Annotated in this window: 36 protein-coding genes and 1 pseudogene; 20 read left to right on the plus strand and 17 right to left on the minus strand. The window is 23.3% G+C overall.

Annotated features, from left to right (window positions below; translation table 4 throughout):
- Positions 1-681: 681 nt before the first annotated feature.
- From der to SPIRDC1_RS06270, 3 genes are read right to left on the minus strand one after another with little or no spacing between them, the layout of a single operon-like run.
- Positions 682-2,013 (minus strand): ribosome biogenesis GTPase Der, encoded by a 1,332-nt coding sequence (gene der / locus SPIRDC1_RS06260; protein WP_174481041.1) that lies wholly within the window; start codon positions 2,011-2,013, stop codon positions 682-684.
- A 27-nt stretch (positions 2,014-2,040) separates the two neighbouring features.
- On the minus strand, positions 2,041-2,712 hold the full coding sequence (cmk, locus tag SPIRDC1_RS06265) for a (d)CMP kinase (RefSeq protein WP_174481042.1): 672 nt from the start codon (positions 2,710-2,712) through the stop codon (positions 2,041-2,043).
- Between the two features lie 16 nt (positions 2,713-2,728).
- A complete protein-coding gene (locus SPIRDC1_RS06270; protein WP_174481043.1) occupies positions 2,729-3,376 on the minus strand; it encodes a hypothetical protein in 648 nt (215 codons plus the stop codon).
- Positions 3,377-3,853: 477 nt separating this feature from the next.
- Between SPIRDC1_RS06270 and SPIRDC1_RS06275 the strand changes: the two genes are divergently transcribed.
- A complete protein-coding gene (locus tag SPIRDC1_RS06275; protein WP_174481044.1) occupies positions 3,854-4,366 on the plus strand; it encodes a hypothetical protein in 513 nt (170 codons plus the stop codon).
- Positions 4,367-4,482: 116 nt separating this feature from the next.
- A complete protein-coding gene (locus SPIRDC1_RS06280; protein ID WP_174481045.1) occupies positions 4,483-5,112 on the plus strand; it encodes a hypothetical protein in 630 nt (209 codons plus the stop codon).
- 72 nt (positions 5,113-5,184) lie between these two features.
- Here SPIRDC1_RS06280 and SPIRDC1_RS10045 read toward each other — a convergent pair whose 3' ends face one another.
- Positions 5,185-5,526 carry a hypothetical protein gene (locus tag SPIRDC1_RS10045; RefSeq protein WP_233214995.1) on the minus strand — a complete coding sequence of 114 codons (342 nt, stop codon included), beginning with the start codon at positions 5,524-5,526 and terminating at the stop codon, positions 5,185-5,187.
- Positions 5,527-5,731: 205 nt separating this feature from the next.
- On the opposite strand from SPIRDC1_RS10045, the gene SPIRDC1_RS06290 reads away from it, so the two are divergent.
- From SPIRDC1_RS06290 to SPIRDC1_RS06345, 12 genes are all read left to right on the plus strand, one after another.
- Positions 5,732-6,400, plus strand: a complete 669-nt coding sequence (locus tag SPIRDC1_RS06290) for an SDR family oxidoreductase (RefSeq protein WP_174481047.1) — start codon at positions 5,732-5,734, stop codon at positions 6,398-6,400.
- 84 nt (positions 6,401-6,484) lie between these two features.
- The gene (locus tag SPIRDC1_RS06295; RefSeq protein WP_174479968.1) at positions 6,485-7,480 is read left to right on the plus strand and encodes an IS3 family transposase; all 996 of its coding nucleotides are present in this window, start codon (positions 6,485-6,487) and stop codon (positions 7,478-7,480) included.
- A gap of 16 nt (positions 7,481-7,496) precedes the next feature.
- Positions 7,497-7,937, plus strand: a complete 441-nt coding sequence (locus SPIRDC1_RS06300; protein WP_174481048.1) for a hypothetical protein — start codon at positions 7,497-7,499, stop codon at positions 7,935-7,937.
- Between the two features lie 8 nt (positions 7,938-7,945).
- Complete coding sequence (locus tag SPIRDC1_RS06305; protein WP_174481049.1) at positions 7,946-8,299, plus strand: hypothetical protein; 354 nt, start codon at positions 7,946-7,948, stop codon at positions 8,297-8,299.
- A gap of 81 nt (positions 8,300-8,380) precedes the next feature.
- Positions 8,381-8,548, plus strand: coding sequence for a hypothetical protein (locus SPIRDC1_RS06310; RefSeq protein WP_233214996.1), 168 nt, complete (start codon positions 8,381-8,383; stop codon positions 8,546-8,548).
- Between the two features lie 60 nt (positions 8,549-8,608).
- Entirely contained in the window at positions 8,609-8,773 is a 165-nt protein-coding gene (locus SPIRDC1_RS06315) for a hypothetical protein (protein ID WP_174481051.1), read from the plus strand.
- A 117-nt stretch (positions 8,774-8,890) separates the two neighbouring features.
- Positions 8,891-9,181, plus strand: a complete 291-nt coding sequence (locus SPIRDC1_RS06320; protein ID WP_174481052.1) for a SemiSWEET family sugar transporter — start codon at positions 8,891-8,893, stop codon at positions 9,179-9,181.
- Complete coding sequence (locus SPIRDC1_RS06325) at positions 9,174-9,479, plus strand: SemiSWEET family sugar transporter (RefSeq protein ID WP_174481053.1); 306 nt, start codon at positions 9,174-9,176, stop codon at positions 9,477-9,479. The genes SPIRDC1_RS06320 and SPIRDC1_RS06325 overlap by 8 nt, the downstream gene beginning before the upstream one ends.
- Positions 9,480-9,509: 30 nt before the next feature.
- Positions 9,510-10,235, plus strand: a complete 726-nt coding sequence (gene plsY, locus SPIRDC1_RS06330) for a glycerol-3-phosphate 1-O-acyltransferase PlsY (RefSeq protein WP_174481054.1) — start codon at positions 9,510-9,512, stop codon at positions 10,233-10,235.
- A gap of 167 nt (positions 10,236-10,402) precedes the next feature.
- Entirely contained in the window at positions 10,403-10,672 is a 270-nt protein-coding gene (gene rpsO / locus SPIRDC1_RS06335; RefSeq protein WP_174481055.1) for a 30S ribosomal protein S15, read from the plus strand.
- A gap of 209 nt (positions 10,673-10,881) precedes the next feature.
- On the plus strand, positions 10,882-11,112 hold the full coding sequence (locus tag SPIRDC1_RS06340; RefSeq protein ID WP_174481056.1) for an ankyrin repeat domain-containing protein: 231 nt from the start codon (positions 10,882-10,884) through the stop codon (positions 11,110-11,112).
- 71 nt (positions 11,113-11,183) lie between these two features.
- Positions 11,184-11,612: a hypothetical protein gene (locus SPIRDC1_RS06345; protein ID WP_174481057.1), complete on the plus strand. Its 429-nt coding sequence runs from the start codon at positions 11,184-11,186 to the stop codon at positions 11,610-11,612.
- Between the two features lie 73 nt (positions 11,613-11,685).
- Here SPIRDC1_RS06345 and SPIRDC1_RS06350 read toward each other — a convergent pair whose 3' ends face one another.
- From SPIRDC1_RS06350 to SPIRDC1_RS06410, 13 genes and pseudogenes are all read right to left on the minus strand, one after another.
- Positions 11,686-11,922 carry a YneF family protein gene (locus SPIRDC1_RS06350; protein ID WP_233214998.1) on the minus strand — a complete coding sequence of 79 codons (237 nt, stop codon included), beginning with the start codon at positions 11,920-11,922 and terminating at the stop codon, positions 11,686-11,688.
- Positions 11,923-11,935: 13 nt separating this feature from the next.
- Positions 11,936-13,942, minus strand: coding sequence for a transketolase (gene tkt / locus SPIRDC1_RS06355; protein WP_174481058.1), 2,007 nt, complete (start codon positions 13,940-13,942; stop codon positions 11,936-11,938).
- 302 nt (positions 13,943-14,244) lie between these two features.
- A pseudogene (locus SPIRDC1_RS06360) lies at positions 14,245-15,482 on the minus strand (IS256 family transposase).
- 596 nt (positions 15,483-16,078) lie between these two features.
- On the minus strand, positions 16,079-16,279 hold a 201-nt coding region (locus tag SPIRDC1_RS10050; protein ID WP_233214999.1), incomplete at its 5' end, for an IS3 family transposase.
- A gap of 328 nt (positions 16,280-16,607) precedes the next feature.
- Positions 16,608-16,796 (minus strand): hypothetical protein, encoded by a 189-nt coding sequence (locus SPIRDC1_RS06370; RefSeq protein ID WP_174480113.1) that lies wholly within the window; start codon positions 16,794-16,796, stop codon positions 16,608-16,610.
- A 34-nt stretch (positions 16,797-16,830) separates the two neighbouring features.
- A complete protein-coding gene (locus SPIRDC1_RS06375; protein ID WP_174480111.1) occupies positions 16,831-16,989 on the minus strand; it encodes a hypothetical protein in 159 nt (52 codons plus the stop codon).
- A gap of 16 nt (positions 16,990-17,005) precedes the next feature.
- Positions 17,006-17,830 carry a hypothetical protein gene (locus tag SPIRDC1_RS06380; RefSeq protein WP_174480110.1) on the minus strand — a complete coding sequence of 275 codons (825 nt, stop codon included), beginning with the start codon at positions 17,828-17,830 and terminating at the stop codon, positions 17,006-17,008.
- A gap of 11 nt (positions 17,831-17,841) precedes the next feature.
- Positions 17,842-18,078, minus strand: a complete 237-nt coding sequence (locus SPIRDC1_RS06385; RefSeq protein WP_174480108.1) for a hypothetical protein — start codon at positions 18,076-18,078, stop codon at positions 17,842-17,844.
- A 3-nt stretch (positions 18,079-18,081) separates the two neighbouring features.
- On the minus strand, positions 18,082-18,240 hold the full coding sequence (locus SPIRDC1_RS06390) for a hypothetical protein (RefSeq protein ID WP_174480107.1): 159 nt from the start codon (positions 18,238-18,240) through the stop codon (positions 18,082-18,084).
- A 3-nt stretch (positions 18,241-18,243) separates the two neighbouring features.
- Positions 18,244-18,537, minus strand: coding sequence for a hypothetical protein (locus tag SPIRDC1_RS06395; RefSeq protein WP_174480106.1), 294 nt, complete (start codon positions 18,535-18,537; stop codon positions 18,244-18,246).
- A 12-nt stretch (positions 18,538-18,549) separates the two neighbouring features.
- Positions 18,550-18,960, minus strand: a complete 411-nt coding sequence (locus SPIRDC1_RS06400; RefSeq protein ID WP_174480105.1) for a hypothetical protein — start codon at positions 18,958-18,960, stop codon at positions 18,550-18,552.
- 8 nt (positions 18,961-18,968) lie between these two features.
- Positions 18,969-19,172 (minus strand): hypothetical protein, encoded by a 204-nt coding sequence (locus SPIRDC1_RS06405; protein WP_174480103.1) that lies wholly within the window; start codon positions 19,170-19,172, stop codon positions 18,969-18,971.
- A 134-nt stretch (positions 19,173-19,306) separates the two neighbouring features.
- Positions 19,307-19,825, minus strand: a complete 519-nt coding sequence (locus SPIRDC1_RS06410; protein WP_174480101.1) for a hypothetical protein — start codon at positions 19,823-19,825, stop codon at positions 19,307-19,309.
- A 711-nt stretch (positions 19,826-20,536) separates the two neighbouring features.
- Here SPIRDC1_RS06410 and SPIRDC1_RS06415 point away from each other — a divergent pair.
- The 6 genes from SPIRDC1_RS06415 to SPIRDC1_RS06435 all read left to right on the plus strand — a co-directional run bounded on the left by SPIRDC1_RS06415 (position 20,537) and on the right by SPIRDC1_RS06435 (position 23,409).
- Positions 20,537-20,896, plus strand: a complete 360-nt coding sequence (locus tag SPIRDC1_RS06415) for a hypothetical protein (protein WP_174481060.1) — start codon at positions 20,537-20,539, stop codon at positions 20,894-20,896.
- The gene (locus tag SPIRDC1_RS06420) at positions 20,889-21,386 is read left to right on the plus strand and encodes a RuvC family protein (protein WP_174481061.1); all 498 of its coding nucleotides are present in this window, start codon (positions 20,889-20,891) and stop codon (positions 21,384-21,386) included. The genes SPIRDC1_RS06415 and SPIRDC1_RS06420 overlap by 8 nt, the downstream gene beginning before the upstream one ends.
- The gene (locus SPIRDC1_RS10335; RefSeq protein ID WP_255495927.1) at positions 21,386-21,514 is read left to right on the plus strand and encodes a hypothetical protein; all 129 of its coding nucleotides are present in this window, start codon (positions 21,386-21,388) and stop codon (positions 21,512-21,514) included. Before SPIRDC1_RS06420 ends, SPIRDC1_RS10335 begins: the two co-directional genes overlap by 1 nt.
- Positions 21,514-21,711, plus strand: a complete 198-nt coding sequence (locus SPIRDC1_RS06425) for a hypothetical protein (RefSeq protein WP_174481062.1) — start codon at positions 21,514-21,516, stop codon at positions 21,709-21,711. Before SPIRDC1_RS10335 ends, SPIRDC1_RS06425 begins: the two co-directional genes overlap by 1 nt.
- 130 nt (positions 21,712-21,841) lie before the next feature.
- Complete coding sequence (locus SPIRDC1_RS06430; RefSeq protein ID WP_174481063.1) at positions 21,842-22,552, plus strand: nucleoporin Nup88 family protein; 711 nt, start codon at positions 21,842-21,844, stop codon at positions 22,550-22,552.
- Between the two features lie 92 nt (positions 22,553-22,644).
- A complete protein-coding gene (locus SPIRDC1_RS06435) occupies positions 22,645-23,409 on the plus strand; it encodes a hypothetical protein (protein ID WP_174481064.1) in 765 nt (254 codons plus the stop codon).
- The last annotated feature ends 91 nt before the right edge of the window (positions 23,410-23,500 follow it).

The raw sequence follows: 23,500 nt of genomic DNA on the forward strand, positions 1-23,500 counted from the left end.
ATAATACATGTTCAAACAAATCCTATCAAGATTTAATCCTTCCTGCACTTGAAAAAATAAATCAACAATTCTCTTGAAACCAAGTAAAAAACGTTATTTTACACTCAGATAACGCCAACGAATTTTATTGTCAAGACATCACAAATTGAGCTACTGATAAGCAAATAATTTTAAGCAAAAAACAACCTTATGATATTGGTGGCAATGTAATATCTGAAAACTGATTTTCTCATTTATCTCAAGAATGACTACCTAAAGGTTCAAATCAATATTTTTCTCTCAATGAAGCTATAAATGATGTAAACCAATATATTATGTTTTATAATTACGAAAGAATACATTCTAAATTTCTAAAACCACCAATTTCACAAATAAAAATTTAAAACTGTCTATCCAAAAGTGGTCCAGTATTTAGGGCTAACCACCAACCAAAAAGAAATAGGTAAAACTACATTTTTAACATAACAAGCATAAAAAATTTTTTAAGATAAAAATCTTGTTGAATATCCATATATAAAATTCCTGAATTCTAGGTTTTTAAAAACCAATTTTATATTTTTTAATAATAAACAAATCTTAACATAAAAAATTATAAAAACAAATATAAAACAAAAACGTTACTTAACTTATTATACAATAATTTTCTTTAAAATAAATATAATCACAAAATTTTACACTTTTTTATTGTTTATTATACAATGACTTACGCATTCTAAATCTTAATTTAATTGGTACACCCTGAAAACCAAATCGTTCACGAATTTGATTAATTAAAAAACGTTCATAAGAAAAATGACATCGTTGTGGATCATTTACCATTAAAATAAAAGTAGGCGGATTTTTTTCAACCTGTGTTGTGTAATATATCTTTAATCTACCACCTTTAAAGTAGGGCGGCTCATTAATTAATTGAGCTTTATTAATTATTTCATTAAGAATACTTGTTTTAATTCTTAAATTCATATTAACTAATACTTCATTAATAGTAGCAAATAAAGTATGAATTCTAGTATTTTCTAAAGCAGATAAATATACAACAAAAGAATACTCAAGGTATTTAAATTTTTCTTTTATTTTTTTAGTAAACTCTTGCATTGTTTTTTCATTTTTTTTAACTAAATCTCATTTATTAACAATAATAATAACTGGCTTATCTAAATTTTTTGCCATTCCTGCTATTGTTAAATCTTGTTCTTGAATTTCAACACTACCATCTAATAAAAACAAAACAATATCACTACGTTCAATAGCATTAGTAGTTCTAATTAAACTATATTTTTCTAAATCTTCAGTAATTTTTCCTTTTCTACGAATTCCAGCAGTATCAATAACACAATATTGTTTTTTATTATAAACAAAATTACTATCAATAGCATCAGTTGTTGTTCCTGCTATTGGTGAAACAATAACTCTATTCTCTTGAAGAATAGTATTAACTAAACTTGATTTACCAACATTGGGACGACCAATAATTGCTAAATTAATATGTTCTTTTTTTTCTGTATGAACCTCTTTTGGTAACTTAGTAATTATCATATCTAATAAATCACCAAAACCAACACCATGACTAGCAGATACTAAAATTGGTTCGCCAAAGCCAATTTTTAAATAATCATAAATTTTATCATTATCGTTTTGAACATTATCATATTTATTTGCAATAATAATAACCGGTTTCTTAGTTCTGTATAATAATTTGGCAATATCTTCATCTTCGTGAGTTAGACCTTCTTGATAAGAACAAACAAATAAAACAATATCAGCCTCAGCTAAAGCAATATTAACTTGTTGATTGATTTGTTGAGTAAAATTAGTAATCGTTTTAGTAATACCACCCGTATCAATAATCACAAAATTTTGTGTTAATCATTCACCAATGCCATAAATTCGATCTCTAGTTGCTCCAGGCATATCTTCAATTATTGCTACTTTTTTTTGTAATATACGATTAAAAATTGAAGATTTACCAACATTAGGGCGTCCTACAATTACTACTTTTGGTAACTTATTCATTTTATTCAAATCCTTATATTTAAAATATTATTTTTTATGACTAAAGTAATTATCATATAAAACTTTTAATTTATCAACGGTCGTTTGTAAATTATAATCACTATTATCTAAAATAACTGCACCTTCAACAATTACTAGTTGACCAGTGCTACGAGTTTTATCAACATTATCACGAATTACCATATCGTTATATACTTGTTCTTGTGTAATATTAATACCCTCTTTAATATACTGTTTATATCTTCTTTCACTACGAGCGTGTAAACTAGAAGTTAAAAAAATCTTTAATTGAGCATCAGGTAAAACAACACTACTAATATCTCTGCCAACGACAATAAAGCCTTGACTTCTAACCATTTCTTGAATTCTAGTAACCATAACTTTTCTAACTTCAGATAACGAAGCAATTATTGGTACTTTACTAGTAACATTTTTATCATAAATTTCTTCTGTTGGTGGTTGATCATTAAATAAAAAATGACCATTAACTCATCTTATATCAAAAAATTGTAATGCTGCAAGTATTAAATCTTCACTTTCAAAAGCAATTTTATTTTTTAAACAATAATTAGTAAAACTACGATACATAATTCCTGTATCCATAAATTGATAATCAATTTTTTTAGAAAGCAAATATGCTGCTGCTGATTTACCACTAGCTGCTGGACCATCTACTGCAATATTAATCTTTGGGTACATTGTTTTTCTCCATTCTCTACTTAATAAATAATATTAATGATAATACTAACACGACTATTAAAATTAAACAAATAATGATAATACTAAATACTGTTAAACTTCATTTATAATTATGCTTAATTTTAATTTTTTGTAATTCATCTTGAAAATTATTATGTTCTTGATTAATTTCTTTTAGTCCTTTATTAAGATCACTATTATTTATTTTATACTTTTTATATTTAAATTCTAAATTTTTAACAAAATTTTTGACATCATGAATTTTACTTTCTAAGTCTTTTTGAAATTCATTTATTTTATTATGCATACTATTAATTAACGTTTGATATTCCAAGTTAGTACTTATTAATGGCACATCAACTATTTCAAAATCAATATTTTCACTATATTTTTTTAAAATATTATTAATATTTTCTAACATATTTTCCAATATTAATTTATCATTATCATCTAAATGTTGTTCATTATTTTTAATAAAATAATTTTCAAAATTAACTAAATTTAAATCAGAATTTAATTTTTGAAAAATTGGCTGAAAATATGATTTATCAATTTTTATTAGTTGCTGATAATAATTTTCTATTTTTTGTTCTTGTTCTCAAAGCTTACTATTTTCTTTAATTTCTTTAGCAACTTGTTCACGTAAACTTTTATACTTTTCCATTCTTGTCATTAAAACACCCACAAATTAATATTTAAAAAATTCCAATATTGATTTATTTTTAATATTAATGATAATTTTCTTGATTATAACATAAATATATAAAATCATTATAATATACAAATTTAACTATTGATAATATTTTAAAAAATAATTGTTTTTGTTTAGTTTTCTTTTAAACATTATTAAAAATAAAATATTAGAAAAATTTATATTTTTATGCAGACATTATTTTTTTATTGTATATTCTTTTTTTCAATTATAGACTTAAATTAAGATTTACAAAAAATATTTTTATCTAATATCACTTTCACATTATTATAAATATCTTACTATTATTGATATTAAAAAATAAAAATATATTACATTAGGTAAATCTTAATACTAAAAACAAACCAAAACTAAAAATAATAATTTATTTTAGTAACAAAGGAGAATAAAATATGCAAAAAACTACATTTTCTTTAGGAGAATTAAAGATTGAATATACAATGGCTGCCACAACCTGGACAAAATAATATCGAACCTATTGGTGTGCAAACTAACTTAAACAGTATGGTTCCATATATTAATCAAATATTAGAATCTTTACCAGCTACAGAAAAAGTTGCGTTTTTAAAAGATGAACAATATCCAAATGGAACATTCGTATTAGTAACAAGTGCTGGTATAACACCAATTGTACCACAATATTTACTTACTAGACTTCAAGAAACAGCTCCAAAAGCATATATATTAGCACAAGGTCAACAATGAGAATGATCAATTGCTAATCAAACAGATATTTCTATTAACGATTTAGAAAATCAATTTGAAGAACATACTAAAAAATGTTTAAATGAATATATAAGTTCAGGAGATGCACTAAACTATAAAATGAACTTCATTTACAAAGTTGTAGCATCCGTACCTAATGCACCACAAGTAACTGCTAGTTCATCAATTAAATTCCACTTTACTGTTAAAGAAGTTAAAAAAATCATAATTAAATAATTTTAGTAATTCATAAAATATAATATTTTTTTATATTTATATTTTCTTAGTACCTAGGTCAATTTAGTATTACTAAATAACCTAGGTTCTATTATTAAATAAAAGGAGAAACACTAATGAACAATAAAAATATCAATGAAAAAATCAAAATTATAATGAAAACAAAAGTAACCAATAACGAAGAAAAAAAAGAAAATCAAAATAACACTAATAATAACTATGAAACAGTTAAATATACAATACCTGGTTTTGGTTTTAATGATGTTAATAAAATTAGAGAAAACTTAGATAATATGACTATTTATATTACTCAACTTTTAGACTTATCACCACTCACTAGAATTTTCTTATTAAAAAATAATGACTATCCAAGTGGAATGTTTGCAGTAAGGGATAGAAAAACAACAATAGAAAAAAAATATAACATTATCGCTGAACAAGTAGCATTAGATTATATGCGTAATTTGTTTCAAGCAGCTTATAATCAAGCTAGTATTAATAAAACTTGAGAATGATTCATTAATGATTTAAACAATGTTACTATTCCAAATTTAACAAATTCATTTAAAGAACATTTAGAGAAATGCAGAGTAGAAGCAATTTCAGTAGGTGATCAATTTTTAAACTACAAAATGAATTATCCAATAACAATAAAGGTAATGATTGAAGGCAAAGTTGTTGATGTAACTTCAAGCGAAACTTTTGAATATACTATCAAAATTGCTGATTTTAATAATAATGATTAGATTCATTAGTTAACTAAATAAAAAATACATAAATTCTAATAAATATTTAACAAAAATAATGTTATTCTTATTTTACTTTTTAGAAAATTTAAAAATATAATAATTATATAAAAAACAAATTATGCTTATAGATAAAAATATGGGAGTTAAAAATATTGTAAAAACAACACCACATCTTACATTTGAAATGTTAAATCAATCATTTAAATTATTATTAAATACATCTAAAATTCCATTTAAATGAGAATACTCTTTATATTTTCGCGCGATTAATCCAAAACCATTAGTGACCAATTCTGTATGACCTCCTATTAACACTTTGCTAGTAAGTAAACTTAATCCAATTATCATAAATAAAAGACCAAGAATAATAATTACTAAAATAAATCAATTAATTTTTTTATAATTTACCATTTTTTACCCCTGTTTCTTTTTTATTCTCTTAAGCAGAGAATTTACAATTACTTAATTTTGTAAATCATTATTTTTTATTTAATTTAATATTCATTAATTATACATATATTTATTAAACTTTTCTGTTAAAAGCAATTTTAATTGCATTAATTATTAAAAATAAAAAATTGATCATTGTTGATCAATAGTTTAGAGCTGACTACACATGAAATCAAAAGTTATTGTAATCACAGGTGCTTCTAGTGGTATTGGTATGGAAACAGCTAAGTTATTAGCAAGCGTGGGTCATAAATTAATTTTAGCTGCAAGAAGAGAAAAAAAACTTAAAGCATTAGTCACTAGTATTAAAAATAAAAATGGTGAAGCAAATTATTTAGTAACTGATGTCACCAAACATCATGAGGTAGAAAAACTAGCACAATTTGCAATTAAAACATTTAATAAAATTGATGTTTGAATTAATAACGCAGGAATTATGATACTAACATCTTTAAAACAAAAAAACATTAAAGACTGAGATGAAACAATTGATTTCAATATTAAAGGAACACTTTATGGTATAGCCGCATCATTACCATTAATGTATCAACAAAATTCAGGTCATATCATTAATATTTCATCAATTGCTGGTCATTTTGCTCATGCTGGTGAAGCAGTTTACTCAGCAACAAAATGAGCAGTTAGAGCAATTAGTGAATCATTATGAGAAGAAGTAGCAAAGGATAAAACTAATATTAGAATTACAGTAATTTCACCTGGAGCAATCAATACTGAATTATTGAATAGAGTAACTGATAAAGAATTTAGTTCTGAATTTAAAGAATATTATAAAACTTATAGCATATCTGCCGGCTACTTGCTACTTGCTACTTAGCCCTTTTTACTAGACCATTAATTTAAAAAAAACTTGAATGTATTCGAAAAACAATTGTGTTATACAATTAACACTAATTTTGACATGAAAGGATTTTTAATAATGGATAAAATTAAACAAATAGCATTAGTAATTAACAAGTTAAATATCAAACAAAAAATTCAAATTATTGATGATAGCAAAAACCAATATTCAATTAGATATCTTTGCCAACATCTTCAACTAAACCGATCAACATATTATTTTGTAAAAAACAAACAAAACCCTATTAAAAAAGAAAAAAATCAAATTAGTAATTGTACACATAAATATCAAGAATTATGCCAACTTTTACTTGAATTTCATTTTACAAGAAAAGGACAAATTTATGGCTATTTACGAATTTTTTCAGCATTTAAAGAATGATTAAAACAATACAAACATATTATTTTAAATCTAGAATTATCAACAAAACAAATGCGAAAAATTATGAAAGATCACAATCTTCAAGGATTAAAACAAACTAAAAATAACTATCCTAAAAACAAAAAAAATCCAAATAAGTGAATACCTACAATGGATAAAGTAAACAAAGATTATAAAAGTACAACCTCTTCAAATCAAATTTGATCAATGGACACTAAACAAATAAATACTAAAGAAGGTTGATTATATCTTTTTGTAATTATTGATTTTTATTCAAATAATATTGTAAGCTATAATACATGTTCAAACAAATCCTATCAAGATTTAATCCTTCCTGCACTTGAAAAAATAAATCAACAATTCTCTTGAAACCAAGTAAAAAACGTTATTTTACACTCAGATAACGCCAACGAATTTTATTGTCAAGACATCACAAATTGAGCTGCTGATAAGCAAATAATTTTAAGCAAAAAACAACCTTATGATATTGGTGGCAATGTAATATCTGAAAACTGATTTTCTCATTTATCTCAAGAATGACTACCTAAAGGTTCAAATCAATATTTTTCTCTCAATGAAGCTATAAATGATGTAAACCAATATATTATGTTTTATAATTACGAAAGAATACATTCTAAATTTCTAAAACCACCAATTTCACAAATAAAAATTTAAAACTGTCTATCCAAAAGTGGTCCAGTATTTAGGGCTAACCACCATTAAACTTTATCGTCGTCGAGCATTTCAAAGAAAATATGGTTTAACAACTCAATTTGCTAATGATTATCCAATTTATGATATTAAAATGTATCTAGGTTTTACAGTTAATTTAGCTATTGTTTTTAGTTTTTTCAATTTTCTAACAACTATCATTGTATTAATTTATGGTACTATCTTGGTATTAACTTCTTATTTCTTTTGATATATTTTAAAAATTAAAACAGAAATATTAATTATGCATAAATGATGAAAAACACCAAACTTTGCTTTATTTTTATCTGTTATTTTATTCCAAAATGGTTATACTTTATTAAAATCAATATTTGCTCAAAAGTTTAATGTTAACTTAGACTTAATTTTATCAATTATTTTACCCATTGGAACAATTACCATCTTCATTACCTTATATTAATCAAAAATATGCTTAATTCACAAGTTACAGCAGTAAAAAATGCTATTAAAACAATTGCTGCTAAAATTATTGCTTTTCAAATTTTCTATTATACACAAAAAGAAAAATCTTTAGAAGACTACATGTTTGTTAGTCAATTGCCAACACTTGTTCGTATACCATTACAAAATAATAGCATTAACACCAAACAAGCAGTAACGCTAATGGCAACTATTGATGAAACAATAATATTTTTTAAAAAACACTTTCATAAACCAAAAGAATTAAACTATATGCTTTTTCACTTATTTAATAGAATAACTGATATTGAAGAAATTGAAGAAATCAAAAATAATATTCTTAAAATAGAAAAAAATAATTAATCAAAATTTAACAAAAAAAGTTTTAAAAATAGTTAATACCATAGAAAATAATAAAATTTGTTATAATTGAGTAGAGTAATTATGATATGATGAAAGGAAGTTATATACATGTGACCATTTAAAAAAAGGGATAAAACTTGAGAAGCAAAAGATCAAAAAAAATGTGATGGTTGTGGGAAAATGAAAAGTTCATCTGAATGCACTAAAGCAGCAGATGGTAAATGTTTGTGTAAAGATTGTGCTAAATAAAAATATTAAATAAGTGTGTCATTAACACACTTATTTAATATTTTAGAAAGGAAGGATATAATGAAATGATTCAATAAAAAAAACAAAAAAACTGATGATGAATCTTTAACAAAAACTGTAAAATGTTTTGATTGCGGAATGATGTTTGAACCTTTTGACATTCTTGATACAAAAGAAGGAAAATCTTTATGTAAAAAATGTTTCATTAAAGAAGAAGAAAAATAAATTAATGATGTGTTTATCAAAACACATTTTTTATTATTTAAAATAAAATAAATAACTATTTTCACAATATTTTATTATAATTATTATGATAAATTAAATTAATTAAAAGGAGAAAAAATGAACATTTTTATAGAAATATTGGGGTATCTTGCAGCCATTTGTATTCCTTTGGCATTCTTACCACAAACTATTAAACTAATTAAAACAAGAAATACTTCAGGTCTTTCTATTTTTTCATATAGTATCTATCAACTGGGGGGTCTTACTTTTTTAATATTTGGCATACTTCGTAATGATATTCCCATGATTACTTGTCAAACTATTACTGCTACACTAAATTTCATAATAATTGGGATTATTGTTAATAATTTAATTAAACAAAAAAATAAGGAGGAAAAAAATGTCTAATATTGCAATTGATATTATTGGATATATAGGTGCCTTTTTTATTTCAGTTGCCTTTTTACCACAAACTATTAAACTAATTAAAACTAAAAACACAAAAGGTTTATCGTTAATTTCTTATAGCATATATCAAATAGGCTTAACTTCATTCATAATTTATGCTAGTTTAATTAAAAACATTCCCTTACTAGCAGCAAATGCCTTTGGTACAGTTATTAATATCATATTATTAACATTAATAATTTATAATTTATATTATAATAATAAAGATAAAAAGAACATTTTAACTTCCAAAAAATAAAATTTTTATTAACATAATACTTGCACAAGAATGGAGAAAAAAATGGCACATATTAATCTATTAGGAACTTTTATTTTTATTATCATTGGTTATTTAATTGGCTCAATCTCACCTTCAATTATTATTAGTAAATTAAAATTTAAAACCGATGTTAGAGATTATTACTCTAAAAATGCTGGTGCTACTAATTCAACACGAGTTATGGGTGGTAAATGGGGAGCTATTATTTTAATTATTGATGGTTTTAAGCCCGCTATCCCTATTTTAATTGCATACGGTTTAACCTTTATTGATATTACTAATCCTAATTATGAAACAATGTTTAAACAAGCATATATTTATCCAACTGGTCTTGCTGCAATTATTGGTCACTGTTGACCACTATTTTATGGTTTTCGTGGTGGTAAAGGAGCTGCATCTTCATTAGGAGTACTATTAATGATTAATCCTATTTATTGCGTTATCACAATTGCTAGTTGATGATTTATTTTATATTTAAGTAGAATGTCATCTTTATCTTCAATGTTAATGATGATACTTGCTTTTATCTTATCATGAATACCGAATATACCACTGCATTCTTTTCTTTCCCAACAAGACACTCAATACTATATTGTTAATATAACTATGGCTCTAATTTGAATATTAATTATTATTCGTCATTGAGATAATTGTAAAAGAATTCTTAATCATACTGAACGTAAAGTGACTATTTTTGATAAAAAAAATAAAAAAGCAAATGAAGAAAAAAAATAAAAAATCATCTCTTTATACAAACTCAATAAAAATATTTTTTAAAAAAATACTTGTTTTATGTTTAAAATTAATGTACTATTATAACCGTGTTGACTTAACATTGTTAATATTCTCTCCGATATTAGCTTTGCTTAAGCCGAATTATATTTAAAGGAGAGTTGTCAAATATGGAACAAATTAAACAAGATGAATTGATTAAAAAATTTCGCTTAAATGCCAAAGATACTGGTTCTTCTGCAGTTCAAATTATTAATTTAACAAAAAGAATTTTAGAATTAACAGCCCATCTACAAGTACAAAAAAAAGATATTACTGCAAAACGAAGTTTGTTAAAAATGGTAGCAAGCAGAAAACGTTTCTTAAAATACTTTAAAAAACAAGATGTTGTTGCTACATACAATAAATTATTAACAGCACTATCACTAAAAGATAACTAATATTAAATTAGTATTTACTTATTAATACTGATTTTTTTATATACATGTAAATAATATTAAACATAGAAATAGATTTACAAATTATTTAAACAATAATAAAATTAATACTAAAAGTGTTATAATATAATTATTAATTATTATATGTTTCTAACCCATTTATTTTTTACTAAAATAAATAGTTTTTGATTTCAAAAAGGAGGAACAAAATAATGAATGATAAAGATATTAATGGTGAAAAAATAATATCAGTTATTTTAAATTCTCTCACTTCATATCAAAATATTACATATTTTAATTATTGGAATTATATAATTAAAGAAGAAAAAATTAGTTCTGAAATAAAAAAAGAGATCAATAATTTAATAGAAAAAAATACTAATATAAATTATACAAACGAAAATGGTGATACAGCCTTGCATTTAGCTGCTAAAATGGACTAGCACAAATAGTTAATACTTTACTAATAAATAATGCAAATATTCATTTCATAAATCAAAATGGTAATACGGCTTTGACAATCATTATTAATGATAGTTTATTTTATGATAAAAACATAAAAAATATATTAGAAAACATATTTTATCACGAATATGAAGAATATATTACAAATAAGGCAAAAGTAGAAATTATTAAATACAGACCAGAATTTTCAAATAACTCATTATTTCATGATATTAAAGATAATATATTAATACATTTAAATACAAATAATTCAGTAAAAAATATAAAAGAAAATTTAATACTAATTGGATTAAAAATTGATAAGAAAAGGATTTTAAAAATTGAACAAAAAATAAAGAAAATATTTAAATGTAACATTAATAAATTAAATACTAATCAAGAAAAAGAAAAAAAATGACAGAAAAAAATTAAACAAGAATTAAAAGAAGAAAATTATCGACAAAATAAGCCATCAACAAGTGCATATATAAAACATTAAATTTATCACAAATATAATGAATAAAAATAGTTACCATTATGGTAACTATTTTACAATTTATATTTAATAAAAATTATCGTTTTTTAGTACTACTTTGTTGACGTTTCATTGCTTGCATTACTGATTTAATTTGAGATTCAGTAGGTTTACGCCCCATTTGTAAATACATTGCACGAATCATATTTTCATTAATAGGAGGATTTTTCTGTAATTGTTTTTCGAAAATCTTCTTAGTAACAATAAAACCAACTAATCCACCAATTAACGCACTAGCAATGCCAATGATTAATACTGCTCACCAAACCATCATTATTAATTTCTCCTTACTTACTGTTTAAAAACTTATTAATTTTATCACACACTTGATTTGATGTAAAGCCATATTTTTCTAGTACTACCTTATCAGGAGCAGAAATACCAAAAGTACTTACGCCAATAACAAAGCCATTACCTGCAACATATTTATATCAACTATCTTTAGAACCCATTTCAATAGCAACTTTTATAATATCATCAGGTAAAATTCTATTTTGATATGTTTTATCTTGTTTATCAAAAATAAAAGTAGAAGGCATTGAAACTACACGAACATTAAGTTTTTGATCGTTTCATAGTTGTTCTTGACTAGCAATAGCTAATGAAACTTCACTACCGGTAGCAATAATAATTAAATCTAAAGTTTTACTACTATTCTCTTTACTAATAATATAAGCACCTTTTTGAACTGCCTCAATATTACTATTTGCAAGTTGTGGTAAATTTTGTCTAGTAATAATAATAGCACTAGGGTTAGTTTTACTAGATAATGCCATTAAATATGCACCAATTGTTTCTTTTGTATCAGCAGGGCGAATTACATTAAAATTAGGAATAGTTCTTAACATTGTTAGTTGTTCAACTGGTTCATGGCTAGGACCATCTTCGCCAACTGCGATACTATCATGACTAAAAATAAACAAAGATGGAATTGACATTAAAGCTGCTAATCGTAATGCAGGCTTTAGATAATCACTAAACACAAGAAAAGTAGAACCAAAAGGAATTGTGCCTTGATGTAACGTCATACCGTTAACAATAGCGCCCATTGCAAATTCTCTTACTCCATAATGAATATGTCTTCCTGAATGATCAAGAGGTAGAAAGTCTTTGTCTGTTACTAATGCTTTAGTTGAGCCAGCTAAATCAGCACTACCACCAATTAATGTTGGACAATGAGCTGATAAAAGTTTTAAAATATTACCAGAGTCTACTCTTGTTGCTTGTGAATTTACCCCAATAATTGAAGTTCAATCAATTTTATTTAATTGATAATCTTCATTAAAAATTTCATTTTTCAATGCTGATTTAATTTCTTTATACAATTTTGGATATAATTTTGCATATTTTTCAACTTTTTGATTTCAAACTAATTCTATTTTAGAACCATGATTAAGTGCTGTTTGTGTGAAGTAAGTACTTACTTCTTTTGGAACAGTAAATTCAGGATATTCTCAGTTTAAATTTTTAGCAACTGTTTTAATATCTTCCATTAAAGGGGACCCGTGAACACTCGGTGTTCCTTGTTTACTAGCCCCATAACCAATTATAGTTTTAATTTCAATTAAAGTTGGTTTATCACTAACTTTTGCTTTTTTAATAGCTTCAGAAATAAGTTTATCATCTTCACCATCTTCAACTTTTAAATAATTTCACTCTAATGCTTGAAGGCGCATTTTTAAATTTTCCGAATATACTAATTTAACAGATGAATCTAATTGAACATCATTTGAATCATATAAAATAATTAGTTTATTTAATTTAAAATGTCCAGCAAAACTAAGTGCTTCTTGCACAATACCTTCTTGTAAATCACCATCACCACAAATTGAATATGTATAATGATCAATAATATTAAGATCTTTTTGATTATATTTAGCACTAAGAAAACTCTCAGTAAGCGCCATTCCAACAGCATTAACGATACCCTGACCTAATGGTCCAGTAGCCGTCTCTACTCCATAGTCTAAATGATATTCGGGATGACCAGGTGTATTACTATTTAATTGACGGAATTGTTTTATATCATTGATTGTATATTTATAACCAGCATGATGTAATATTGAATATAATAAAGCACTACCATGACCTGCTGATAAAACAAATCGATCACGATTAAATCATTTTGGATTTTTTGGATTAAAAGATAAATGATTTTTGAATAAAGAAAAAGTCATTGGTGAAGCACCTAAAACAATACCAGGATGGCCACTTTTAGCAGCATTAACTGCTTGTACTCCTAACATACGAATTGAATTAATAGTTAATTTATCTAAATTAATTTTATTTTCCATAATTTCTCCTTAAATTTTTAATAGTTATTATTTAATATAATATTAACAATATTCTTAATAAAATAGGTAATTTTTTAAAAATAATTAAAAAAGTATAAATAATAATAACAAAAAATATAATTTTATTTTAAATAAATTGAATCTTTGCACAAATTAAAAAAGAAAAGGTCACCCCAAGATAAAAAAAATAATATTTCATCTTAAATAAGATAACTCTTTTCTTAATATTTTACATTTGCGATGTTCTTGATTTATTTAAGTGAGGCTTTTTAGTAATCTGTGTTTCTTTGTTTTACAAAGTACTAGTTCAGATTAATTCTGTCTTCAAATTTTATCATAAAATGAGCAACTGCTGTATTTCAATTTTGAATAGGCAATGTTCATTTTTTTGTGATATTTTCAATTGCTAAGTAAAAAATTTTAAAAACTGCCATATCATTAGGAAAAAATTTTTTATTTCTAATAACTTTTCGTAATTGGCTATTAACAGATTCAATAGCATTTGTAGTATAAATTACCCTTTTAATTTCTGCTGGATAACTAATAAAACCATTAAATTTTCTCAATTTTTATATCAAGATTTAGCAATTTGTGGATATTGTTTATTTCATTTACTTTCAAATGATTCTAAAGCTTGCATTGCTTGTTCTTCACTACATGCTGTATAAATTGGCTTTAAATCGATAACTAGAGACTTTCGATGTTTGTATGAAACATATTTTAAGCTATTTCTAATTTGATGAACTATGCATAATTGATGTTCAGTTTTAGGATAAACTGATTGTATTGCCTCTGACATGCCTGTTAAATTATCACTACAAGCAATAAGAATATCATTTAAGCCTCGATTTTTCATTTCTGTAAAATTATTTAATCAGAATTTAGCACCTTCATTTTCACTAATTCATAAACCTAAAACATCTTTTTTACCTTCTAAATCAACTCCTAAAGCTATATAAACTGATTTGTTAATAATACGTTTATCCTGACGTACTTTAACTACGATACAATCAAAATAAATGATTGGATAAACACTATCTAATGGACGATTTTGCCATGCTTTGACATCATCAATGACATCATCAGTAATTTGACTAATTACGCTTTCGCTAATATCTGCGCCATCATATAACTCTTGCAACTGCATTCTAATATCTGATAAAGTCATACCTTTTGCATATAGTGAAAGAACTTGTTGATCAAAACCATCAAATCTTCTCTGTCTTTTTGTGATTATTACTGGTTCAAAATTACTATTGCGATCTCTTGGTACATCAATTTCAATTTTACCTTGTTGAGTTATTAATTTTTTTGATGTTGTACCATTACGAACATTGTCATTATTACTGCGTTGATTTCTTTCGTGTCCTAAATAATTTTGCATCTCAGAATTCAACATTTTTTCTACCAATCGTTTAGTTAATTCTTTATATAAGCCTCCCTCTTTAAAAACTGTTGTTAAATCCTCAGTATTTTCTAATAATAAATCTACTGCTTTTGATATTGGATCATTGTTATTAAGATTATCTTTTTTAGCCATCTGTAACTCACTCTTTCTAGATATATAAATTATATTTACTAGAATTAATTAAACATAGTTATTTTTGTAAGTCACACAGATTACTAAACATTCCCATTACATCTGCTAATCATAGTTCAATCATATTTAATCTTTTCCATATCATAATAATTTAAATAATTATAATTATATACTATTTTTATCTTGCATTTAAAATTATTTTATAAATACTTGCTACTTCTTGATTTGTATATATTTTAGCATAAGAATTTTGACCAAAATCTATAATAGTTTCTACATAGCTTTTACAAGGTGTAACAAAAATATTAATTTTTCAATTTAAATTATTGTTTGAATTACTTAATATATCAAATCCAATAGGATTATTATTACTAATTTTGGCTTCAGTACCAGCAATTACTGTGAATTCATAAGTTACTAAATTATATTGTGATTTATTACCTTGATAATAAGCATAAGCATATCCAGAAGAATGACTCCCAATTTTACCTTTTTCAAAATGTTTCTTTTTATCAATATTAGATTGACTTTGAAAATATTAAATCATTTAAATGGTGGTTAGCCCTAAATACTGGACCACTTTTGGATAGACAGTTTTAAATTTTTATTTGTGAAATTGGTGGTTTTAGAAATTTAGAATGTATTCTTTCGTAATTATAAAACATAATATATTGGTTTACATCATTTATAGCTTCATTGAGAGAAAAATATTGATTTGAACCTTTAGGTAGTCATTCTTGAGATAAATGAGAAAATCAGTTTTCAGATATTACATTGCCACCAATATCATAAGGTTGNTATTATTGTTTGTGGTTTGCCACCTGTATTAATTGTTTCTTTAAATACTGGTTGTTCTTTAATTATTTTTTTAATAGTTTCTTCAATTTTTGAATTTTCTAAATTATTAGTTTTAAATTTTAAAAAATCATAAAATTCAGTTTTAACTTGATATTTTTTAAATATATTAATTATTTCTTTTTCTTTAATTTCTTGATTAAGTTTATTTAACTTATTTTCTGCTTCATTAACTTTATTTTCTATTTCTTGTTGAGCATTATTTTCAGTTAAAGGTTCAGTTGTTTGTTGAACATTATCTTCATTTTCTAACATTTACATCACCCTTTATTATTTATTTTCTTTATTAATTTTTTCATTTAATTTTGCTAATTTTTTTTGATGTTTGATAATTTTGTTATTTGCTCTAACATGTTTTGGAGTTGTGATAAATCTTTTTAATAAAACAATAATTTCTCTGCAAATTAATGTTCCAACACTTGTTCCAATAATTATTAATTCATGTAAAAATTCTTTCATCTGAATATTTTCCTTTCAATTGTTTATTTTTTAATTATTCATCAAATTGACCACCATTAATTCTTTCAATCATTGATTGTGAATTACTTATAACTTCTACTAATACAGATATTTCTTTATTGAATTCTTCTATTTTTTCTTTATATGTTTTTATTTCTTTATTATAATATTCAAGTAATTTTTCTTTATTCATAAATTATTCACCTCCTTTATAAACTCATGTGATTATAATCTCAATTTAATGAAGCATTATCGTGATTTAATGCTACTTCGCTCATATTATCACTACCGTATTGACTAGTTGTTTCACTATTAATTGTGAATCTATTATCATTTACTAATCTTGCAGTTTCATCATTAAATGATGTTTCTTGCATTTCTTCATTATGATGTGTAGTTTCCATAGGTAGTAAATTATGGATTATTTCACTTGCACCAGCAATTATGGTAGGTACTGCATAAGCATTATTAAAATCATTATTAATACCCATTGCTAGACCACTTGATATTAAACATCCACCAGTAGCCATATTACAAATCTTTCTTATTGTTTCAAATTTATTAGGTATTAACTCAGTTAATCCACTAATAAGATTTGAAATACCATAAGCATTTAAACTAATATATGTATCTCAATCCATTAATGACTGATGTTCTTGTTTATCTAATAGTAATCATGGAGGACCCTCAGTTGTAGTTGTAGTAGTTATTGGAGTTGGTGTTGTTGGAATAATAGGATTAATATTATTTTCTGTTCATTTACTATAATTTGCTAATCCAATTATTCCTAAACCCAGTAATATTTTTTTACTACTATTAATTAGTTTAGTTTTAGTATTTGGTCTTTGATTTAAATTTCATATATCTAAACCTAATTTTTTACCAAATAATAAACTATTAATTGAACCTAATACTGGATTTGCAATTACTTGACCATAATAAGCACTTGTACCAATCATTGCACAAATTGGACTTATTCCAGTTCTAATTAATTTAGTTAAAGTATAATTTGATTGATTTTCTATACTTGGCATTTTATTCTCCTTTAATTTTCTAATTTTTTAATTGTTACTTTAATTCAACCTTGATAAACATCATTATCACCAACTATTAATGCAACATTACTTTCTGGGTCAGAAACAATTATGTGTTTTGATTTAACATTTGGATATTGTCTTAAAATAATTGCTCTAATATCATTACTTGTATGAATTGCTTTTGGAAATGGTGATAATATTTCAATTTCATCTTTATTTTCAAACAAAGTAGGTAATATTATCATTAATTATTTCTCCTTATTTTTAATTTGATTAGCAATTTCACTTAATATTTTTAATACTTTATATTCATTTTTTAATTCTTTAATAATAAATATTAAAAATATTATTAGTGTTATGCTTGTTATTAATATTGGTACTATTAATAAAATTTTTCATAATATCATTTTTTACTCTTTTCATTTTTTAAATCATTTAACATTAATTGAACAAAATGCACGATTTTTAGGAATGTTTAAAGTATTAAAAATTTGACCAGTTACTATAATTTCATCATTTTTGTTTAATAAAATACATCGGTTATAAAATTTTGGGTTATTAAAAATTAAAGTAACATAGTTTAATCCATTTCATTGACCTCTAACACTATAATATAATTCTTTATTACCTTTTTCGTAATATTTTGCTTCAATAGTGTTACTCAGTTTTACTGTTAATTTGACATAATTTGATTTCTCTTTCATTTTTATAATTCCTTATAATTGGGTTTGTTTATACGCATCTTGTTCATGTTTTGTTAATTTTATATTTCCTTGATAATTTGGTATTTTATCTTTATTTTTTGGATGGTTTTCTTGATAATCTCAATTCATAATATCTTGTACTAATACCATTAATGCACCAATAATTTTAGGTGTTGCTAAGGGATTGGTTAATAATTGTTTTGGGTTTAAATAAAAATTTTCTACACTTACTAATACTTTTTTATTATTTAAAAATTTTTTAAAATATAATAATTTTTCTTTATAAATATTTTTACATTCTAAAATAGTTTTTGCTTGGAATGTTTCATGAAAAATAATATTATTAGTTTCATTTGAATAGATAATAATGCCATTATTGCCAATACCAGCTGGGTCAATACCAATCTTTATTTCATATTGCATTAATTAAGTTAACCTCTAATAACTGTTTTAATAATTTCTAAATCACAATTACATCAACAATATTTACATTCTTCAATAAATTCTTTATGACCACAAACTAAATTATCTTTTTTTAAATCATCAATCAGTTGAATTACTCCTATTTTAAATTCAATATTATCACTGTCCGTTATGCAAACTGTTCCTCTTTTACTTAAGTATTCTTTATCCATATTTATACCTCCTACTTAACCTAATATTTAAAATACAGTCATAACAAATTGCTTTACCATTTTTATCTCTTAAAAAATATTTTCTTGTTTTTATATCATTAGTATTAAAGAATAAATAATCTAATTTATTTTGTTTACATGTTCAACAAAAATACTTTTTCATTATGAGTTGAAATTTCCTTATAAGAAGTAACTAAATAATTAATTGGTAAATCATCATGTTTATATGGATTATTTATTTTAAAACCTTTTCTGTTTTCTTCTCACGTAATGTTATATTTAAAACAAGGATTAGTAATTTTAGTTTTGTTATCTGTTATTTCACCGATAAATCAACTATTATGCTGTTCATAAAATTTTAATGGTTCAAGTTTTATATCATTAAGATAATATTCTTTTGGAGCAGTTGGTTTATTAACAGTTATTTTTTGGTCTTTAATATATGGTTCTAATAATTTTATTAATTCATTACCACTTAATTCTCTTTTAATATTTTCTAAATTAAAAACTCAATATGTGTAACTGTTATCAACAATAAAAGAATTATTTTTAATCATTCATTTTGGAAGTGATAATTTATATTCAACATAATCAATAAGAATAGATTGTGGTTTATCTTTAACAATTTGTTCTTTTTTAAATTCTATTTGCATAATAATCCTTTCTTAATATGTTCTGTTGCTTCTAGCATAAAGAACATATATTTTGATGTTTAGATTATTAATACTACTACTATTCGTTTTATTAATTCCAGAAATTCTGGGCTCAAAAATAAATTGTGAAATTTTAAAAAACATTGAGGCATTCGATTCAATATTTATTTAATTTGTGTTAAACAAATTAATATTTTAATTGAACCGGCACCGCTCAATTTTTTTTACAAGTTTGAAATTTATTTTCTCGCCCAAAAAAATTTTTCAAAAAAAATAAAAAATAAAACCAACACTTGCTCACTTGGTAGTGGCAAGGTTGGTTAAATAAAGAATAGAATTAATATAGTAGGTTCCCTAAGCAGGTCTATATATACTAGTTTCCAATTCGCTCCCACCCCAAGAATTACCATTTCTGGTTAGTATATTTTATTAGGTATCACTCCACTTTTTATTTATCCATGCAAGTCCACATGCTAGCTACTATTTTTAACAACTGTGTTGTAGTTCACTTTTTTAGTTCCCTAACACGTGTTGATAATAGTATTAAAGAGGGTTATTAAAAATTTTAAAATTTTACAATTACAAAAAAAGACAAGAATTTTATTCTCGTCTTTTGTCATTTATTTTTAATTCAAGGGTTTAAAAAAGAAAGGAGCTATTTAAGGGAAATGAGTTGTTATCGACATCTTCGACACGCTCCCATATTTTTTAATGAATTTATTATTATTAAGTGAAGATGAACTTGACCCAGATAATGATAATGTTAATTTAATACAAAATAATAAACCACAAAATAATTATATTAATAATGTAAAAATACAAAATGAAAAATGAGAACCCAGTGAAAAACAATTAGATTATTTTGAAAAATATATGATTACAAATACAGTTTTATTTGATGAATGTATAAGAGAAGATATGGAAAAATTAAATCCAAGTAATAATAAAGATTTTTTAATTTTGATGGGTGAAAATTATTTAAAAGTATTATTTGATAAATTTAAAGAAATTCGTGAAAGATTTAAAAATTTAAAAAATAATAATAAAAATGAGTATAGAAATTATGAATAATTATTTACTTTCAGTAGACCCAAGTATTAAAAATACAGGTTTTACATTATGAGAAAATAAAAAACCAATATGAATAAATAGTTATAGTTTTAAAAATTATAATTATGATTGAGAAAAAATACAAGTACAAATAAGTTATTTAATTGATATGAATGAATATGATTTATTAATAGAACGTGGTACTTTTCATTCAAAAAATGGTATTGGTTATGAAACACAAGAACATTTAAGAGGATTTATTGCTGGACAATTTAATAAATTATTAACAAAAAATATGTTAATAAGTCCTTCTTCATGAAAGAAATGATATAAAAATAGACCTTTTGGAGCATATTGAGATATTAAAAATGAAAAATGAACAAAAGAAACATCATTAGCAATGGCACAAATCATTATTTCAGAAAATGAATGAGATTTTAATATTACTAATCATGATGAAGCAGATAGTTTATTAATTGGTTGATATTATTTAAATAAGGAGAATAAATAATGAAAATAGAATTTGAAATGGATATTTTTACAAAAAATGCAATTATTGAATCATCAGAAAATTTAAAAAAATTAAAACAATTAAATATATCAATTAATTTATGTAATTGTAAAAAGGAACAAAACTAATGCAAAAACAAAAACAAGAAAAAGTATTATTAAAATGTATTGTTAAAGATTGTAATAATAAAGTATTAGTAACTTTAAAAACTTTAAATATAGAAGATAGTGTAATTCAATTTTTTAATATGTGTTATTTTCATAAAAAACAATTTAAAAATAAAATAAAAGAAATAAGAGAATATTATAAACATAAAAAAGTTTAAACAAATATAAATAAAATAATGGTATAAAATAAACTCATAAAACTTAATATAAGTTTTTAACTCATTGCTTTAATTTTAAAGTAAATGAGTTAGTTTAACAAAAATAATATAAAGGAGTTTATGATTATAAATGAATAAATATTTAAATGATTATTATTATCAATTAAAAAATGAAAATATAGATGAAAAAGAAAGAGCTATTAAAAAAGAAATTGCTTATATTTCATATTATAAAAATCAGGAATTTTTTAATCATTTGTTTGATCAAGATTTTAATAATATTGACATTTCAACAAATATGTATAACATGGCAATAATTAACGAAAAAAATGAATTAATAAATAAAAATCAAATACAACAAGAAATTCAAAGAACATTAATTATGTTTTTAGGTGATGAAATACATAATTTAAAAGAAGAAAAAAACAAAATTCAAGATGCATTAATTAAAAATGAAGCAAAATTTGTAGAAGTTGTTAATGAACTTGAAAATTTAAAAGAAGAAAATAATAAATTTAAGCAAATGCAACGTATTACCAATAATAGTCCAGCATTTATTAAAACTTTGGAAAATCTAAAAAATGAAATTATAGAACATAGAACACCTAGTCCTTTTTTTCCTTCACCATTCATTAATAATGAAATTTCAAGTCAAAGCCTTTTTGCCCAAGAAATTGAAAATTTAAAAGAAGAAAATAGTAAATTAAAAAAAGAAAATATTTATTTAAAAAAACAAAAATTTACGAAACAAAAATATCACATAGAAAAACTAATTAAAGACAAAAATAAAATTAATTTAAAATTAAAACAATTACAATCTAAAAAAGTGCAAATATTATAAAATAATTATGACTAAATTAAAAAATGACTCATAAGTAATAAGATAAACTTATAAAATATTTAAATATTTAAATATTGAAAGGATAAAATAAATTGAAAACTTTTATAAAACCAATTTTAAATCATTCAAAAAAAGGAAGAAAAATTATAAAAAAATTAAACTTAAAAAAAGAAAATAATCATACAACTAAAGTTATTTATCAAAAAATTGAAAACTTTTTAATAAAAGATAATTTAAATCAGGAAACAAATGAAAATTATATTAAATTAAAATTAAATAATATTTTTCAACATCCAAAACTAGGTCAAAAAGAATTAAAGTCAATAACTTGCAAAAAAATAAATGAAAATGATGAAATTATTAGTAATGAAATTTATATTAATTTTGAAGAATTAAATAATTATGATTATAACATTGAAATTCAGAAAATAGAAAATGAAAATATAGACGAAAAAATAAAAAAATTAAATGAAACTAAAAATAAAATTGAAAATTATATAAAAAGTTTAATTAAAACTAACAATGAATTAATAAATGATATTAATAAAAATGAACTTGAAATTAAATTTGAAAAAAATAATTATAATTATTCAAATTTAACTAATATTTCAGAATGAAGTGCTAATATAACTAATTTAGCTGCTGGTGCTAGTGGACTTATTCCTGGTTCTGGTTCTATAATTTCTCCTATTTTAACAATGACATCTGCTAGTTGTTCAATATTTAATAGTTATATTAAAGATAAAAAAAATAATTCTATTGAAAATATTAAAACTCAAATAAATAATATAGAAATAACTGAACAACCTTCAACAAGTACAGGAATATATAATTCAAATTTCTCTACAAGATTATAATTAAAATTTAAAAATATAAACAAAAAAGTTACCATTTAGGTAACTTTTTAATTAGGTGCCAACCTAATAATATAACTAATATAACAGTGAA

The organism is Spiroplasma endosymbiont of Danaus chrysippus (assembly GCF_902809815.1).
In the GTDB taxonomy this organism is placed as follows: Bacteria; Bacillota_I; Bacilli_A; order Mycoplasmatales; family VBWQ01; genus Spiroplasma_E.